The 16,607-nt window shown below is 65.8% G+C and carries 17 protein-coding genes; 7 read left to right on the plus strand and 10 right to left on the minus strand.

Translation table 11 applies throughout. The features are described 5' to 3' along the window. A complete protein-coding gene (locus AC6JAC_RS17195) occupies positions 1 to 492 on the minus strand; it encodes a DUF3592 domain-containing protein (RefSeq protein ID WP_028271989.1) in 492 nt (163 codons plus the stop codon). A gap of 24 nt (positions 493 to 516) precedes the next feature. Then, entirely contained in the window at positions 517 to 1,086 is a 570-nt protein-coding gene (locus AC6JAC_RS17200; protein WP_051628996.1) for a P-loop NTPase family protein, read from the minus strand. 71 nt (positions 1,087 to 1,157) lie between these two features. Between AC6JAC_RS17200 and AC6JAC_RS17205 the strand changes: the two genes are divergently transcribed. Then, on the plus strand, positions 1,158 to 2,594 hold the full coding sequence (locus tag AC6JAC_RS17205) for an HNH endonuclease signature motif containing protein (RefSeq protein ID WP_051628995.1): 1,437 nt from the start codon (positions 1,158 to 1,160) through the stop codon (positions 2,592 to 2,594). A 141-nt stretch (positions 2,595 to 2,735) separates the two neighbouring features. Here the strand turns inward: AC6JAC_RS17205 and AC6JAC_RS17210 are convergent, their stop codons facing one another. Beyond that, positions 2,736 to 3,083 (minus strand): GNAT family N-acetyltransferase, encoded by a 348-nt coding sequence (locus AC6JAC_RS17210; protein WP_497965720.1) that lies wholly within the window; start codon positions 3,081 to 3,083, stop codon positions 2,736 to 2,738. 104 nt (positions 3,084 to 3,187) lie between these two features. On the opposite strand from AC6JAC_RS17210, the gene AC6JAC_RS17215 reads away from it, so the two are divergent. Next, positions 3,188 to 3,535, plus strand: coding sequence for a DUF6457 domain-containing protein (locus AC6JAC_RS17215; protein WP_028271985.1), 348 nt, complete (start codon positions 3,188 to 3,190; stop codon positions 3,533 to 3,535). A gap of 65 nt (positions 3,536 to 3,600) precedes the next feature. Continuing rightward, positions 3,601 to 4,797 (plus strand): TerC family protein, encoded by a 1,197-nt coding sequence (locus AC6JAC_RS17220; RefSeq protein ID WP_028271984.1) that lies wholly within the window; start codon positions 3,601 to 3,603, stop codon positions 4,795 to 4,797. 49 nt (positions 4,798 to 4,846) lie between these two features. Here AC6JAC_RS17220 and AC6JAC_RS17225 read toward each other — a convergent pair whose 3' ends face one another. Then, complete coding sequence (locus tag AC6JAC_RS17225; protein WP_051629004.1) at positions 4,847 to 5,152, minus strand: acylphosphatase; 306 nt, start codon at positions 5,150 to 5,152, stop codon at positions 4,847 to 4,849. A gap of 1,012 nt (positions 5,153 to 6,164) precedes the next feature. Next, a complete protein-coding gene (locus tag AC6JAC_RS17230) occupies positions 6,165 to 6,689 on the minus strand; it encodes a hypothetical protein (protein ID WP_231511312.1) in 525 nt (174 codons plus the stop codon). A 16-nt stretch (positions 6,690 to 6,705) separates the two neighbouring features. On the opposite strand from AC6JAC_RS17230, the gene AC6JAC_RS17235 reads away from it, so the two are divergent. Further along, complete coding sequence (locus AC6JAC_RS17235) at positions 6,706 to 7,086, plus strand: hypothetical protein (protein ID WP_497965723.1); 381 nt, start codon at positions 6,706 to 6,708, stop codon at positions 7,084 to 7,086. Positions 7,087 to 7,212: 126 nt separating this feature from the next. On the opposite strand, the gene AC6JAC_RS17240 is transcribed toward AC6JAC_RS17235, so the two are convergent. Continuing rightward, a complete protein-coding gene (locus AC6JAC_RS17240; protein ID WP_051628994.1) occupies positions 7,213 to 7,941 on the minus strand; it encodes a hypothetical protein in 729 nt (242 codons plus the stop codon). A 161-nt stretch (positions 7,942 to 8,102) separates the two neighbouring features. Between AC6JAC_RS17240 and AC6JAC_RS17245 the strand changes: the two genes are divergently transcribed. The 3 genes from AC6JAC_RS17245 to AC6JAC_RS17255 all read left to right on the plus strand — a co-directional run bounded on the left by AC6JAC_RS17245 (position 8,103) and on the right by AC6JAC_RS17255 (position 11,670). Further along, on the plus strand, positions 8,103 to 9,365 hold the full coding sequence (locus AC6JAC_RS17245; protein WP_028271980.1) for a mechanosensitive ion channel family protein: 1,263 nt from the start codon (positions 8,103 to 8,105) through the stop codon (positions 9,363 to 9,365). Positions 9,366 to 9,453: 88 nt separating this feature from the next. After that, positions 9,454 to 11,394 carry an alpha-glucosidase gene (locus AC6JAC_RS17250; protein WP_231511310.1) on the plus strand — a complete coding sequence of 647 codons (1,941 nt, stop codon included), beginning with the start codon at positions 9,454 to 9,456 and terminating at the stop codon, positions 11,392 to 11,394. Between the two features lie 45 nt (positions 11,395 to 11,439). Further along, positions 11,440 to 11,670: a hypothetical protein gene (locus AC6JAC_RS17255; RefSeq protein WP_156037167.1), complete on the plus strand. Its 231-nt coding sequence runs from the start codon at positions 11,440 to 11,442 to the stop codon at positions 11,668 to 11,670. Positions 11,671 to 11,725: 55 nt separating this feature from the next. Here AC6JAC_RS17255 and AC6JAC_RS17260 read toward each other — a convergent pair whose 3' ends face one another. The 4 genes from AC6JAC_RS17260 to AC6JAC_RS17275 all read right to left on the minus strand — a co-directional run bounded on the left by AC6JAC_RS17260 (position 11,726) and on the right by AC6JAC_RS17275 (position 16,422). Further along, entirely contained in the window at positions 11,726 to 12,520 is a 795-nt protein-coding gene (locus tag AC6JAC_RS17260; protein WP_497965726.1) for an alpha/beta fold hydrolase, read from the minus strand. Positions 12,521 to 12,613: 93 nt separating this feature from the next. After that, a complete protein-coding gene (locus AC6JAC_RS17265) occupies positions 12,614 to 13,507 on the minus strand; it encodes a pullulanase X25 domain-containing protein (protein ID WP_028271977.1) in 894 nt (297 codons plus the stop codon). A gap of 194 nt (positions 13,508 to 13,701) precedes the next feature. Then, the gene (locus AC6JAC_RS17270) at positions 13,702 to 14,085 is read right to left on the minus strand and encodes a hypothetical protein (protein ID WP_028271976.1); all 384 of its coding nucleotides are present in this window, start codon (positions 14,083 to 14,085) and stop codon (positions 13,702 to 13,704) included. 27 nt (positions 14,086 to 14,112) lie between these two features. Continuing rightward, positions 14,113 to 16,422, minus strand: a complete 2,310-nt coding sequence (locus tag AC6JAC_RS17275) for an FdhF/YdeP family oxidoreductase (protein WP_028271975.1) — start codon at positions 16,420 to 16,422, stop codon at positions 14,113 to 14,115. Positions 16,423 to 16,607: the final 185 nt, after the last annotated feature.

Below are 16,607 nucleotides of genomic sequence, written 5' to 3' on the forward strand. Positions count from 1 at the left end.
CTAGTCCGTGCGCTTCCTGCGGTCCTTCCTCTTGCCCAGCAGCTTACTGATCAACACGAAGACGCCGATTCCCCCGAAAAGGGCAGTCAGGAGGACGCCCATCCCCCGCAAAGATACGCCGTCGCTTTCATACCCGAGGACCGTTGCGTTGCCTGGATCTGATTCCTGGTACGCCACTGTGACTTCCTCGCCCACCACCGGGTGCTGGTCATGGTCCACGGCGGCCGAGGTGTAGTAAACGAATCCGTCGGCGGACTGGTACTCGACTCTGATGTCGCGGGCGGAGGCTTTCCTTACGTCGTCAAAATCAACAATCAACCCCACCGTCCGTTCCCCGCTCCGCGCAAGCTCGTCGTCGGCATCCACGAGGAGCGTGCCGACGACGATAAGCACCGGCCCGAGGCAGAGAACCAGAGCTGTGATGGCGAGGCTCACCCACGCCCCCGGCGACATTTTTGGTTTGCGGTTCACTGTTGCGTTCGGCGAGATCACGGTCCCATTCTGCCCGAGGACCGGTCAACCGGTGACGGCAGGCATCAGCGATCCGCCGAGCCATTGTTCGACTTCGCGCTGGGACCTCAGCCTGACGACGACGACATGCGGGTATTCGGCGACGAACTGCGGCATCACCCCGGAGTACTTTCGCCGCGTCCGAATAGCCCACCGGACGATGTGGTCCCTATCTGTGAAGAAGGACAGGAGCGGCGCTTCAATGTTGCCGTTCCAGAGTTCTTCGCGGCGCCACCGACGGCGGACAGTTCGCCGGAGGACACGGGGAAGGGTCACGCGAAGGAACGGAAGGTCGAGCCAAACGAGGAGGTCCGCCTTGTCAGCCAGCAGTGGCCGCGCGGCATCGTACATCCACTCGGTGGTCCACGAATCGGTGCCCACCAGCCTGTGCACGTCGGCAATGAATTCCCCTCGGGGCGTCCAGTCCGGCCCATGGAAGAGAGCGTCAATCTCCGTGTGCTTGCCGCCCGTGATAGCCGCGATCCGCGCAGCCAAGGTGGTTTTGCCTGCGCCCGATACTCCTGCCACCAGGACCCGCCTCGGCCGGTGCGGAAGGGGCTCATCGTGGGAATGCATAGGTCGAGCGTAGCGGGCAGTGCGACTAGCCGGCAGTGTTAAATGTCGGACCCTCCCGCCAAACTGTAAATATGGAAAACAACGCAGTGGTCACGGCATTGAACGCCGTCGCGGCGTCCGTTGCCGAGCTGCATCGCGTGTGGGATGGTTCGCGGCTCGCCAGCGGGACCGGCTCGGACCATCTGCGGCAACTGGCTGACGTCTGCCTGGACGGCCTTAGCGAGGTGGCCCACATCGAGGCCCGCACCGCAGCCGTCAAGGTCAGGCTGACGGAAACCTTTGCGGAGGCGACGAAAGCCATGGCATCCCCGTCGGCGTCGCCCCAGGAGCGGTGCTCCGCGGCGATGGGTGTGGTCGCCGAGCTAGCTTGCGTCCTGACCGTCAGCGAAAGAACCGCTGAAGCTTTCCTCCAGGAGACCCGGCAGCTCACCACGGCACTTCCGCTGACTCTTTCTGCCCTTCAGGCCGGGACCATCTCCTGGCAGCACGCCCGGATCCTGGTGGACGAAACCACCGGCATCGACACGGCGGCGGCTGCCGCTCTGGAAGCGCACTTCCTGGACCCGGACGCCGTTAACGCTGCGCGGGGCTGTCCGGCTGGAGATCTGGTGCCGTCCCGCTTCCGCACCAAAGCACGAACATGGCGGGAGCGCCACCACCCCGTCAGCATCGAACGACGCCATCAGGCCAGCGTTGAGGACCGGCGGCTGGAATACACTCCGGACCGCGACGGCATGGCGTGGCTTTCCGCCTACCTGCCTGCCGACACCGCCGCTTCCATCTGGCAACGCGCCACTGCCGCAGCCAGGACCCTACAAGGGCCGGCGGAGCCGCGGAACCTTGCCCAGCTCCGGGCAGACACCGCCGCAGAATGGCTGGTCGCCGGTGTCGCTGAGGGTGTCCCGTCGCCGAAGGCGCAAGTACTGGTCACGGTGCCGGTGTTTTCCCTGCTGGGTGCCACCGAAGAACCAGCCCACCTGGATGGGTACGGACCCATCCCGCCCAGCATGGCTCGCCAATTGGTCGCAAACGGCGCCACGTCCTTCCACCGCGTGCTGACTGACCCTGGCACCGGTGCACCGCTGGAGATCGGACGCTCCAGTTACCGCATCCCGGTGGCCATGCTCCAGTGGCTCCGCCTCCGGGATGGCAAATGCCCGTTCCCTGGCTGCAACAACCAATCCCTCGACAACGAGGCGGATCACGTCACGCCCTGGCACAAGGGCGGCGTTACAGGCGTCTCCAACCTCAACCAGCCCTGCCGGAGGCATCACCGGCTCAGGCACACCACCGGCTGGAAACCTGTCGGCGCGGGCACCGACGCACCGCCGGGCTGGGTGGCACCCTCGGGTCGCCGCTACCTCAGCGAAGGGTACGACTGGGAACCGCCGTGGATGCCCGGTGCCTTCGACCCAGACGCGCCTCCGGACATTCCCTTCGATCCAGATCCACCCGCGGGCTTGCCCGTTGACCCGTTGCCGGACTGGGAGAAGTGGATCGCAGCCTAACCGGGCAGCCCGACCACGCCAGCGCGTGGCGCCACGCGAAACCCATGGCCGTCGCGCTGCCTTGGCTACGCCCGCCGCGCCTGCGACGGCCCTCGCTACGCCCGCCGCCGCCGCGCTACCCTCAAGCCCGCCGCGCTACCCTCAAGCCCGCGCGGCCAGCGCCCCGCTGAGGAAATCGAGGTGGGCCGGTGTGGTGGCGGTAGTGCTCGCGGCGTACTCGGGATGTTTGGTGAGGAACTTCTTGATGTAGGGGCACACTGGGACGATGCGCAGCCCGGCGGCCACGGTTTCATCCAGTGCCGCGGTGGCGAGCTTGCCTGCCAGCACCTGGCCGCCGTACTCCTCGTTTATCACGGTGTGGTAGAAAATCCGCTGCGGCGAGTCGCCGGCGTCGTATTCTTTGTACGCCGCCTTGCCGATCACGGTGCCTGCGACCAGCACTTCAAAGCGCTCACGGTCCGGGTTCTGGCGGATGGTCACATCACTCATCGGGAATCTCCTTGATAGCAGCTCTCGCTACAGCCTAACCTCGAGGCATCTGCCGTTATTTCCCGACCACACATCTGACCGTACTCGTGACCTAGGAGCGACCCATGACCGCCAACGACAACGAAAACCAGATCCTGGACCAATGGAGCCACCGGCTGGCACAGGCCCTGCAGCTGTTGGACCTCGATTTTGACCGCGAACTCATCCTGGACCTGGCCGGAGAGTCGGCGCGGTCCGTCACCCACGCCGCGGCACCAATCACCGCCCTGATGGTGGGCTACGCGGCGGGACTCGCGGCCGGCACCACCGCAGGCACGGCCACCGGCAGCGCCGGTTCCAAGCAGTCGTCAGCGGCGGCGGTCGCGCAGGCCGCCGACGTCGCCTTCCGGCTTTGTCAGGACGGAGCCGACGGCGGCCCGTCCAGCAAAGGCTGGGCAGACACCGCCCAGTAGCAGGCAGCCAGTAACCCTCGCCCGGTAGGGTTGACTCAACCCCAACCGACCGGAAGGCACGCAGCATGCAGGTCCCCCTTTACGTATGGATACTGACCGTCGTCGGCATCGTGGGCCTGCTGGCCTTCGACTTCTTCTTCCACGTCCGCAAGGCGCACTCCCCCAAGCTCAGGGAGTCGGCCACGTGGTCAGCGATCTACGTGGGCATCGCCCTGGTCTTCGGCATCGGCGTCCTGATCTTCGGCGGCCCCACCATGGGCACGGAGTACTTCGCCGGTTATGTCACCGAAAAGGCCCTGTCCGTGGACAACCTTTTCGTGTTCCTGATCATCATGGCCAGCTTCAAAGTCCCCCGTGCGGACCAGCAGAAGGTGCTGCTGTTCGGCATCGTCTTCTCCCTGATCGCCCGCACCGGCTTCATTTTCCTCGGCGCCGCCCTGATCAACAGCTTCGCCTGGGTGTTCTACATCTTCGGCCTCATCCTGCTGATCACCGCCGGCAACCTGCTCAGGCCGGATTCGCACGACGACGACTCCGAGGGGTTGGTGGTCCGGCTTGCCAGGAAGTTCCTCCCCGCGTCACAGCACTACGACGGCGACAAACTCTTCACCGTGGAAAACGGCAAACGCGTCCTGACCCCCATGCTGCTGGTGATGGTGGCCATCGGCGGAACGGACATCCTGTTCGCGCTGGACTCCATCCCCGCCATCTTCGGCCTGACCCAGAACGTGTTCGTCGTATTCACGGCCACTGCATTCTCCCTGATGGGCCTGCGGCAGCTGTTCTTCCTCATCGACGAACTGCTGGACCGCCTCATCTACCTCTCCTACGGCCTGGCCGCGATCCTCGGCTTCATCGGCGTCAAGCTCATCCTCCACGCGCTGCACGAAAACAACCTGTCGTTCATCAACGGCGGCGAACACGTGACCGTCATCGAGATCAGCACCGGCCTCTCGCTGACCGTGATCATCGGCGTCCTCGTAGTCACCGTCCTTGCCTCGATCTACAGCCCCAAGGGCAAGGCCAAGAACATGGTTTCCGGCGCCAAGCGGCACGCCACCGAATACGTGGACCTGAACTACGAGACGGGCATTGCCGAGCGCGAGGAAATCTTCAACAAGATGCTCCGCGAGGAACAGGAACTCAGGAAGCTCCCGGAGAAATACAAGCGGCTCATCCGCGACGAAACGGAGTTTATGGATCTGCTCAAGCAGGCCCACGCCGAGCACGACGCCGCCCTGCAGCGGGAGAACCGCTCGTAGGAGTGGCGGCGCCTAGGAGTGACGCGCCTGGGAGTGACCTTGTCCCGGCTCAGTACACCACGTCGAAATTGCTGAACTCGCCCGTCGCGGGCGACACGGACTCCTCCACGTGGTCCACGCGCCCCGGCGCGTCGCTGGACCTCAGCCAGCGCCGGAACTCCAGGACCATCGCCTGCGGCCCTTCGACGACGACGGCGACAGTACCGTCGACGTCGTTCCGCACCGTTCCGGTCAGCGAGAGCTCCTCAGCCTTCCGCACGGTCCAGTACCGGAAGCCGACCGCCTGGACGACGCCCTCGACGCGGGCCTGCAGGCGGACGTCCGGCCCCAGGTCCTGATCTGCTGCGTGAGCCATGCTTCCAATGTAGCGTCGCGGCGGGGTGTTCCGCTCCCCACCCGGCGGGTCCGCCGGCTTCGTGTTCGCGGCATGCTTGGCCTTGCCGTGCTTGGACCGCGACCACACCAGCATGGTGCCGATGGCAGCGACGAGAACCGGGATGGTCACGCCCAGCGGCTGCGCCCAGTCCTTCACGAGTGAACTCAGCACATAGCCCAGTTCAATCTCCACCTGGATGTCCTCCCGGAACGTCTCCAGGCTCAGGTCCGGCCCGTCCTCTGCAGTGGCAAACAGCTGCAGGGTCATGGTTTTCCGCCCCGGATCCTTGGGCGTGATCCACCAGCGCCACTCCGCAACGCCCTGTTCCGGGACCAGCATCTCACCGCCCGGATTTCCGGCCCGCTCAATGGTCATGTCCGGGCCGGACAGGTCAGCGCGCATCTCTTCGCACACAATCGGCTCGCGGGTCTGCACCGGGTTGGGTCCGGGGATGTTCTTCTCATGGCCCGCGCCGGGATCGCCCAGGGTGACGTGCAGGACGAACTCCCTGGTCTCCCCCTGCCGCATCGGCGACGGCGGCCTGAAGGTCAGCTCGCCCCGGACACAGGTCTCCAGGATCTCCTTGGCCCGCCGGGCAAGTTCGAAGACAGTGGAGGTGGGACGCGACGATGCTGGCGGGCGCACTGTCGGGACCGGGCCGGCGCCGGGCTTGCTTTCGGCAGGGCCGCCGGGAGGGCCGCTCTCACCGGGGAGGGGCGGGGTTGCCGTGGGCAGCCCGGTGCTTGCCGTGGATGTTGGTTCCGTGTTCGGCACCGGCGTGCAGCCGCCCAGGCCCAGCGCAACAAAAAGCGCCGCACAGACCGCCACGCACACGGCCGCCAGGGCGGATGCCATTGCCTTCGCACCGCTCGCGAGCCGCTGCTTCCCCAGTGCGTACATCAGAATCCCGACTACTGATCGGACCGTGTCCTGATTCGAGTCTGCGCGGCCCCACGGGGCCAGTCAAGGAGCCCGCGCAGGCCGCCGGATGCTACTTCGCGGGCCGCAGCGAGGTGATCATCCGCCGGATATTCCGGTACTCCCCCGTCTCCGCGTACAGCTTCGCCTTCTCCCAGTACGGGAGCGACGGATCGCCGGGCGTGGTGTTGTTTGCCGGGTCGTAGCCGGCCCCGAACATGGCCCCGCTGGGCGGCCACCGGAACAGCAGGAAAATGGGACAGGCCAACGTCCCGATCTCCTCCGGAACCATCGTGATGCCGTAGGCCGCGAAGGTCTCGGGGGTCCGAGCGGGCGCCTGTGCGTCTCCGCGGATCTCGAACATAAAGCGGGGTGCGTTCCCGTCCGCCACGCCCTTCTCGGCCAGGGCTGTCATGGGCTCGGAATCCAGCACCGCAAACGGGTACTGCTGCACGCACTCCGATCCGGTCACGATCCTGGTCTCCAGCACAGCCATCGGCTTCCCTGCCGCGTTCAGGACGTCCACGTGTTCTCCGCCCAGCGGCGATTTTCCGGCCGGATCCTTGATGGTCCAGTCACCTGGGTGGTCGAACGTCAAGCCACCGTCCGACGTCGTGAACGTCTTCCAGCCGGACGGGGTGGGGGACGGCAACAGGCTCGGGGACGTGCTCGACGGCGCCGGTTCAGGCGGCGGGGCGCCCGCCGTCGCGCTTGGCGGCACGGCTGTCCCGCTCGCGGAACCGGTAGCGGTACCGCTTGCAGTCCCGTTCGCCGTCGCGCCCGACGTTCCGCCCGCTGAAGTGGCAGGTGCCGTGGCCGTCGCGGATCCAGGGTCCGGCGGGGCGGGTGGCGGCCCGCAGGCTGCCACGAGCACTGCGAGGCAGGCGCTTGCAGCAACTGCTGCTCCCGAACGTGCTGTTCCGGGACGTGCCGGTCCGGACGATCGAAAGCCGGGCCTCATTGATCGGCGCATGCAATCCTCCTCATCCAGCTGAGGAACTCATTGTGGCCCCGCCCGCAGGCGACTCGCCCGGGGCGGGGGCAATTTGCCGCCAAAACGTTGCGCACCGCGGGTTGCCCCGCAGTGCGCAACGGCCGCTTCCTGGTTTGGCCCTGTCCGCCTAGGCGGGCCGCAGGGAAGTGATCATCTTCTTGATGTTCTTGTACTCCTGGGTACCCATGTACACCTCGGGGGTGTCCACGTGCATCTCATTGCCGGGGGTGGTGTCGAACGGATCGTAGACGCCACCGAACATCGCACCGCTGGGCGGCCAGGTGAAGAAGTGGAAGATGGGGCACGCTTCCGTTCCGGTGGGTTCGGGCGCCGTGGTGATGCCGTACGCGAACAGGGTCATGAGCTTGGGGTCCGTGGCGGTGGTGTCCGTCCTCGTCTCGAAGGTGTACCGGGGCACGCTGCCGCTCTGCTCCAGTGCCGGCAGGGGCACTGATTCATACACACCGAACGGCTGTTTGACGGTGCATTCGGAACCGGTGACCATGTTGGTCCGGAGGTCCGCCAGGTTCTTGCCGTTGGCGTTGGTGATGTTCAGAAACACCCCGCCGGGGGCCGCGTCGCCGGCCTTCTCGGTGATCTTCCAGTCTTCCGGATAATCGAAGGCCAGGCCGTCCGCGGTCGTGTAGGACTTCCACCCTGCTTCGGGTGTGGAGGAAGCCGACGGTGAGGCGGTGGCGGTGGTCGACGTGGTGGCGGTGGTCGAAGCTGTCGGGGTGGCGGTGGCTGCCGGAGACGTCGTCGACGGTGACGAGGCGGGCGGGCCGCAGGCAACCAGCAGAAAAGCGAGGCATAGGGCCCCCGAGACGGCGATGGCCGAGGGTGCTGAGCGGTGCATCTGTTCTCCTGAATCTCATGAGACCGCGAATAATTCCTCAATTCTGGACTGCGGAGGGCCTCAGCCCTAGCAATAAATCCAATCGATGTCCAAATGTTATCGCCACGCCCGAGCCCCTCCCGGATTTAGGCTCTTCCCTGAAGCTTGATAGAGCTTAACCAATGCAAGAATTCCTCACCCCGGCAATGCCCTTCCTGGCCATGACGCTCGCCGTGGCGGCTGGACTGGTCCTCTCCTGGCTGATCCGAAAGACCGTCCTCCGGCTCAACCGGCGCCGTCCGGAGTTGCAGTCCACCTCCCGGGTGGCCCGGCTCCCCCTCCGCCTGGCCCTCTGCCTGATCGGCGTCCGGATCGCCCTGGCGCTGACGACGGACGACGGCGGGTGGCGGTCCGCCGTCGACCACCTCCTCCTGATTGCCCTCATGGGCTCCCTTGCCTGGCTCGCCGTGGCCGTGCTGCTGATCGTTGAGGCCCTGGTCCTCAGCCGCTACAGCGTGGACGTGGCCGACAACCGCCGGGCACGCCGCCTGCGGACCCAGATGATCCTGGCCCGACGGATCGCCGTTGCGCTCATCGTGGTGCTGGCGGTTGGCAGCGTCATGCTGACCTTCCCCGCGATCCAGGCACTCGGCGCGGGACTGCTGGCCTCTGCCGGCGTGATCTCCATCGTGGCCGGACTCGCCGCGCAGACCTCCCTGGTGAACGTGTTCGCCGGCATGCAGCTCGCCTTCACTGACGCGATCCGGGTGGACGATGTTGTGGTGGTCCAGAAGGAGTGGGGACGGATCGAGGAGATCACCCTGACCTACGTGGTGGTCCACATCTGGGACGACCGCAGGCTCATCCTGCCCTCCACCTACTTCACCACCACACCGTTCGAGAACTGGACCCGCCGGCAGTCCGAGGTGATGGGCACCGTGGAGTTCGATCTCGACTGGCGAGCACCCATCGAGGACATGCGCGCCGAACTGCGGACCGTGCTGGACGGAACGGCACTGTGGGACGAGCGCGTGGGTATCCTGCAGATCACCGATGCCACCGGCGGCTACGTCCGGGTGCGGATCCTGGTGAGCGCCGCGGACAGCGCCGCCCTTTTCGACCTGCGCTGCCTCATCCGCGAGGCCATGGTCACCTTCCTGCAGCAAGGCCACCCGGAGTCGCTGCCGCACATGCGCTGGGAACCCGTGCAGCCTGCGCCCTCCCGGGCGATGCCCCGACAGCCCGCAGTCGAGTCCAGCGAGTCAGTCGAGTCCAGCGAGACTGTCGAGTCCGGGCGGCCGGTGCACGCGCGCCAGCAGTCGGATCCGCAGGACTCCCAGCTCTTTACCGGCTCGGTCGAAGCGATCGAGCGGTCCCGCGCGTTCACCGGCCCGGGCGAAGAGGTCTTCGAGGACCGCGACAAGACCCTCTCCGCACGGAGCTAGGGGCCCCTTTCCTGCCCGGCGGATCTGAACAATAATCAAACCGAGCCCCATCATCAGACCAGCCGCAAGCAACTGAGGAGACCAGGCCATGACCACCCACGCGGACCCCGCAACGGAACCCCCTGTCAGCGAGGCGCCGGACAACGACGACGAGGTGACCACGGATCCCGGATGGTTCCACAAAGCGGTGGTCTACCAGATCTATCCGCGCAGCTTCGCGGACTCCGACGGTGACGGCATCGGCGACCTCCCCGGCATCATCAGCAAGCTGGACTACCTGCAGAAGCTGGGGGTCGACGTCGTCTGGCTCTCCCCCATCTACACCTCACCGCAGGACGACAACGGCTACGACATCAGCAACTACCGCGACGTTGACCCCATTTTCGGCACCCTGGCTGACCTGCAGGAACTGACTGACGGGCTGCACTCGCGGGGCATGAAACTGGTGATGGACCTGGTGGTCAACCACACCTCGGACGAGCACCCGTGGTTCGTGGAATCACGTTCCGCCAAGGACAACCCCAAACGCGACTGGTACTGGTGGCGGCCGCCGCGGGAGACGTCGGAAGGCGGCGGTGGAACGGCCGGTACAGCGGGTACAGCCGCCACAGCGCCCGCAACCGGCGCGGAACCGAACAACTGGGGTTCGGCATTCTCCGGCCCGGCCTGGGAATTCGACCAGGCCACCGGCGAGTACTACCTCCACTTGTTCTCCCGGAAGCAGCCGGACCTCAACTGGGAAAACCCCGAGGTCCGCGCCGCCGTCTACGAGATGATGAACTGGTGGCTGGACCGCGGCGTGGACGGCTTCCGGATGGACGTCATCAACTTCATCTCCAAGGACACCGCGCTGCCGGACGGGCCGCGGGCGGACGGCCTGCTGTTTGGCGACGGCAGCCCGCACTTCATGTCCGGTCCGCGGATCCACGAGTTCCTGCACGAGATGCACCTGGAGGTTTTCGCCGGCCGGGACAAGCCGCTGCTGACCGTGGGCGAAATGCCCGGCGTCACTGTGGAAGATGCTGTCCTGTTCACGGACCCTGCCCGGCGCGAGGTGGACATGGTGTTCCAGTTTGAGCACGTCGCGCTGGACCAGGAGGACGGCAACAAGTGGCGGCCCAAGAAGCTGCGGCTGACGGACCTGAAAAAGTCCCTGGGCCGCTGGCAGGCAGCCCTGGCCGAGCGCGGCTGGAACAGCCTCTACTGGGGCAACCACGACCAGGCCCGCGCCGTGTCCCGCTTCGGCGACGACGGGCAGTACCGCGAGCTCTCCGCCAAGATGCTGGCCGGCATCCTGCACCTGCACCGCGGTACGCCGTACGTCTACCAGGGCGAGGAACTGGGCATGACGAACATGAGCTTCGGCGCCATCAGCGACTACCGCGACATCGAGGTGCTCAACCACCACCGCGAAGCCACCACCCATCTGGGCCACACTGACGCTGAGGTCCTCGCCGCGCTGGCACCGCTGAACCGGGACAACGCCCGCACCCCGGTGCAGTGGGACGCCACCCGGCATGGCGGGTTCACCACGGGAGCGCCATGGATAGCCGTCAACCCCAACACCAGCCACATCAACGCCGCGGAGCAGGAAGACAACCCGGACTCCGTCTTCAGCTTCTACCGCGAGGTCATCGCCCTGCGTCACGCCGAGCCCGTGGTGGCGGAGGGCGACTTCACCATGCTGCTTCCGGACGACGAGCACGTGTACGCCTTCCGGCGGACACTGCCGGGAACCGGGCCGGCTGCCGATGCCGCTGAGGATGCGGCTGCTGCCGCGGCTCCCGGCGTCCAGTTGCTGGTGCTGGGCAACTTCTCGGGTGAAGACCGGACAGTGGAGCTCGACGGCGGCGGCTGGGGCGATACCGAAGCCGGCGCGGATGAGCCCGAGCTGGGCCACTACCCGGCCGAGCTGGTCCTCGGTAACTACCCATCCGGCAGCGCCGGGAAGCACAGTGCCGGGACGCATGCTGCGATTACGCTGCGCCCCTGGGAGCTGAAGGTCTTCCGCCGGCAACACAACAACTGAATTTCACCCCCAAGGCCGTTACACCAGCGAAGCAAGGAGAGCATCATGACTATTCCACCGCTGCCGGAGCCGGATCCGTTCCCGCCGGAGCCTGGCCCCACGGGACCGCCGGATCCGGACAACCCGTTCCCGCCCAGCAGGCCGGACCCCACGGAGCCGCGCCCGCCGCATCCCGGCCCGGAACCGACACCGGCGCCCGGTCCGCTCCCCATCCCGGACCCGGGCCCCATGCCGCCGGGGCCGCCGTCGCCGAATCCCGACCCCACGCGGTTCTAGGATTTCGCTCGCCAACCGCTCATGCAGGGGGGTCTGTTCAGTCGCCCGTGTGCGTTCAGTCACCGATGCTGTGCAGGAACTGGCGGACCTCGGTGTTGAACGCCGCCGGCGTTTCAGCAGCGACCATATGCCCGACGTCGGGAATCACCGTGAGCTGTGAACCCGGGATCTGGCGGTGCATGTCGTGCGCCACTGCCAGCGGCGATCGCACGTCGTGTTCGCCGTAAAGCAGCAGTGTGGGGACGCTGATGGTGGGAAGGACGTCACGGTAGTCTGCGTGGCCGCTTGCGCTCAGCATTGCCCGCATTCCGGCGGGATGGAAGTCGGCCATGATGGCGCTGGCTTCTTCGACGACGGCGGGATCCGCCCGCGCGGTGAACAGCGTGGGCAGCCACACGGGGATGAATTGCTCGGGCGGCTGGTCCAGCTCGGCCAGGATCTGCGCGTACCTGCGCTCGACTTCCTCGGGCGGCAACGATCCGGCCCAGCCTGCGTAAGCCGACACCAGCAGCAGGGACGCTGCCATGTGGGGGTGGCCCCGGTACAGTTCCAGGGCGACCCCGGACCCCCAGGACAGCCCCAGGACGTGCGGTTTCCGCGGCGCTACCTCACGGAGGAACCCGGCGAGCACATCGCCCAGTTCCTTACCGGAGAAGTCCGCCGGAGGATCGTCGGACCGGCCGCAGCCCGGGGCATCCCAGGCAATGACAGTGAACTCGTTGGAGAGCCCCTCCAACTGTTGCCGCCAGCTGCGGCTGTCCTCGTAGGCGCCGTGAAGGAGCACCAGCGGAGGGCCTTGGCCCACGCGCTGGTAGCCGATCCGCAGTCCTGAAATGTCAACAGTGTCCACGCCGCACCGCTCCTTAGTGGAGCTGACCCTGATGGGTTGATTCTAAGCCGATCAGGGTCAGCTGCCTACTGGAGGAGGTGCAGCGGCTGGACCTTAGATCAGGCTGATGTCGCGGGTCCGGTGATCGTAGTTGAAGGTGATCCGGCCGCCGGGGTGGTGGAGTTCGTGGTTTGCACCGTCAAACGCTCCGAACGCGCCGTAGTTCTCGTCCCAGGAACGGTTGAGCGCGATCTTGAACGTGTAGTGCCCGGCGGGAAGGTCGGTGGTGAGCTTCCACAGTTGGTCCACTGAATCCAGTGTCATCTGAGATTCGTCGTACTGCGGTGCCCAGTTCGCGGGGGCGCCCAGGAGCACATTGAAGTCGCCCGCGATGGCGACTGCCTCCGGCTGGTCGATCGATTCCACACTGGGAGCCTCTGCAGGCGTTTCTACGCTGGCCTTGGCCGGCTTGGCAGCAGCCTTACGGGTGCGCACAGCCTTCTTCACCGGCTCCACGGCATCTTCAATCAGCTCGGCAGCCTTTTCAACCACCTTGGCAGCCTTGGACGGCGCCTTCTTCTTCGGGGCAGCCTTGGCGGGAGCTTTTGCGGCAGCCTTCGGAGCTGCAGCCTTGGCGGGGAGCTCCGTGGGAACCGGCACGTCAGCGGGGACCGGGGTGCCTTCGGCAAGGGCCGTGGCAAAGGTGTCCGGATCCGGGAATGCGACGGTGGCGCGGAGGCCGTCGTCGGTAATGGTCCAGCCGCTGCGTCCCTTGACGAGCCAGCCTGCCTTCACGAGCTTGCTGGTGGCGGTGGTCAGCGCCTTGTGTCCCCGGGGGATGCCTCCGCTGAGCAGCTCACTTTCCTTCTCGTTCAGCGGTACACGGACCGTGGCCTGGGCCAGGACTGCGCCCGCGCCGAGGGTCTCGCCTGACAGGACGCTTTCCGCGAGGATGTCGAGCACTGATTTGAGTCGAACAGTGGTGGTGTCTGCAATAGCCGTGGGCATATTTGTCCTTTCGAGCAGGTGATCACTCAGCATTTTGCCAGTGAACTGTAAATAGAGGCGACTATGGACGTTAACAACGTGTGTCGTGACCGACTATGACGCCGAATGCAGCACAAGTGATCCTAGAGTCTCAGCTGAGCGGCGGAAACATCAGGACTTTGGGCCTGTTGACAAAGGGCCCGGGCTCGTATTTATCAAGCCGCCACCCGGGCAAAACCTGCGTGGAGGTTGCGGATCATCACGGTGCCGCCCAGCAATTGCGTCTTCGCTTCGAGCTGTTTGACCAGCTCCTCCGTGACCGCGCCGAAGATTTCGATGGTCCGGAGCCGGACGAGGGGCGCAATCGGCGGGAACCGCGGACCGGCCACCTCCAAGTGGAATTCCAGCGACGCCAGGTCCTGGTGGACCTGGAGGACGTTCATGCGGGTGCCGTCGTCCGAAAAGTAGACGTCATAGGCAATGATCCGTGGCTCGTTGGCTTCGACAAAGCGGGCGAGGTCCTCCATGGCGACCTTGAGCTCGCCAAGTTTCCCGGGCCGCACGTCGGAGGTATCGAGGTAAACAAGGAAATCACTCATGCTGTCCTCCTTGCGGGCTGGCCCCGCTCACGCCGGACTCGGCTCCGGGCTCGGCGTCAGGCGCACGATGACGGCTTTGGAAACTGGCGTGTGGCTGCCCTCCGCCACCGTCTCCAACGGCACGAGGACGTTCGCTTCCGGGTAATAGGCCGCGGCGCATCCCCGTGCCGTGGGGTAGGACACCACCCGGAACTTCCTGATTACCCGCTCAGCGCCGTCGTCGTACACGCCGTGGATGTCCACGTATTGCCCGTCGGCCAGTCCCAGTTCGGAGATGTCTTCCGGGCTGACGAATACAACGTCCCGGCCCTTCTTTACCCCGCGGTACCGGTCATTGTGCCCGTAGATGGTGGTATTGAACTGGTCGTGGGAGCGCATGGTCTGCAGGATCAGCGTCCCGGCCGGCCGCTCCACGTACTCCAACTCGTTGACTGTCAGCATCGCCTTCCCCGTGGGGGTGTGGAATGTCCGGGAATCACGCGGCCCGTTGGGCAGCACAAATCCGCCCCAGTCCCGGATCCGCCGGTTGTAGTCCTCGCAGCCGGCCACCACGTGGGAGATGTGGTCCCGGATGAGGTCGTAGTTCCGTTCGAAGCCGGCCCAGTCCGCATTGATCCGGCTGTCCACGGTGGCCCGGGCCAGCCGGGTAACGATCGCCACTTCGGACAGCAGCCCGGGGGCCACCGGCTTCACCTTTCCCTCGGAGGCGTGTACGGCGGAGACGGTGTCCTCCACGGACACGAACTGCGGCCCGGATTCCTGGAGGTCGATTTCCGTCCGCCCCAGGGTGGGCAGGATGAGTGCTTCCTCGCCCGTGACCGCGTGCGAACGGTTGAGTTTGGTAGAGATCTGCACCGTCATGTCGGTGTTCGCGACGGCGGCCTCGGCCGCGTGGGTGTCCGAGATGGCCGCCACGAAGTTTCCTCCCATGGCGACGAAAACCTTGATCCCGCCGTCGCGCATTTGGCGGATGGTTTCCACCGCGTCAGCCCCGGGTTCGCGCGGCGGTTCGAAAGTGAACTCCTTGGCGAGGGAATCCAGGAACGCGGGCGGCATCTGCTCCCAGATGCCCATGGTGCGGTCCCCCTGGACGTTGCTGTGGCCGCGGATCGGGGACGCGCCGGCACCGGGTTTGCCGATGTTTCCGCGTAGCAGCAGCAGGTTGATGATCTCCTTGATGGTGGGCACGGCCTTCTTATGCTGCGTGATGCCCATGGCCCAGGTGATGATCACCTTCCCGGCCCGCAGATACCGCTCGGCGAGTTCGTCGATTTCCATGCTGCTCAGGCCGGTGGCGCGAAGCACGGTTGATTCCTGCAGGGACCCCAGGTGCGCCTTGAGTTCGTCCAGGCCCTCGCAGTGTTCCCGGAGGAACTCGTGGTCCAGCACGTTCCCGGGACGTTTGGCCTCGGCGTCGAGCACACGCTTGGACAGGGCCTGCATCAGCGCCATGTCCCCGCCCAGACGGATCTGCAGGTACTGGTCAGCAAGTTCAGTGCCGCGTCCCACGATCCCGTTGATTTTCTGCGGGTTCTTGTAGCGCATGAGCCCGGCTTCCGGCAGCGGGTTGATGGCCACAATCTCGCAGCCGGCTTCCTTGGCGTCCTCGAGGGCGGTGAGCATGCGGGGATGGTTGCTGCCCGGGTTCTGCCCCATGATGATGATCAGGTCCGCCTTGGCGAAGTCGTCGTAGGAGACCGTGGCCTTGCCCACGCCGATGGTCTGGCCCATGGCCCAGCCGGAGGACTCATGGCACATGTTGGAGCAGTCCGGCAGGTTGTTGGTTCCGTAGGCCCGCACGAACAACTGGTACAGGAAGGCGGCCTCGTTCGAGGTCCGGCCGCTGGTGTAGAACGCGGCCTGGTCCGGGCTGTCCAGGCCCTGGAGCTTGCTGCCGATGATGGAAAAGGCCTCGTCCCAGCTGACTGGCCGGTAGTGGTCGTCCCCGGCCGGTTTGTACACAGGTTCGGTGAGCCGGCCCTGCATCCCCAGCCAGTACTCGGACCGCTCCCGCAGTTCGGTGACCGGGTTCGCGGCCCAGAACTCGGACGGCACCACCACCGGCGTCGCCTCCCACGTGACCGCCTTTGCGCCCTGCTCACAGAACTCGAAGGTCTTGCGGTGCCCGGGATCCGGCCAGGCGCAGCTCATGCAGTCGAAGCCGTCTTTCTGGTTCAGCCCCAGCAGTGTCTTACCGGCACGCCCCACGCCCATGTGTTTCAGGGCCGGCTGCATCGAATGGTAGACACCGGGAATGCCGGCTGCCCAGTCCTTGGGCTTCCCGACTTCGAGGTTGTTTTCGTCGGCTTCTTCCACGTGCGGATTCTTGCGCGGCATGCTGCGCCCTCCCTGACTCGGAACCTGCTGATCAGTGCTGCTTTGAACTGATGTCCCACGGGAGGAGCGTCCCCCACGGACAGGACCTTTCCTCAGGATTAGCAGGTATGGCAGGGCCCCGCAAGCATTCAGCCCACGCTCGCCCCGCGTCCCCCGGGGGCTGGTATCAAAATGCGGATGGGCGG

The sequence above is a fragment of the Arthrobacter sp. KUASC02 genome (assembly GCF_059739395.1).